Source organism: Rothia endophytica (genome assembly GCF_928381505.1).
GTDB classification, from domain to species: domain Bacteria; phylum Actinomycetota; class Actinomycetes; order Actinomycetales; family Micrococcaceae; genus Rothia; species Rothia endophytica_A.
In genome coordinates this window covers 1-255 of record NZ_CAKMSJ010000044.1, presented here as the reverse complement: position 1 = coordinate 255, position 255 = coordinate 1, and the positions used below count along the sequence as shown (strand labels likewise).

Below are 255 nucleotides of genomic sequence, written 5' to 3'. Positions count from 1 at the left end.
AGCGAAATTCCTTGTCGGGTAAGTTCCGACCTGCACGAATGGAGTAACGACTTCCCTACTGTCTCAACCATGAACTCGGCGAAATTGCAGTACGAGTAAAGATGCTCGTTTCGCGCAGCAGGACGGAGAGACCCCGTGACCTTTACTATAGTTTGGTATTGGCGTTCGGTGTGGCTTGTGTAGGATAGGTGGGAGACTTTGAAGCTGGCACGCTAGTGTTGGTGGAGTCGTTGTTGAAATACCACTCTGGTCGCT

General features: G+C 51.0%; 1 rRNA gene. It reads left to right on the top strand.

Annotation, left to right across the window (positions count from 1 at the left end):
* Window positions 1–255: ribosomal RNA gene (locus L6990_RS11860) — 23S ribosomal RNA — on the top strand; the annotation flags it as partial.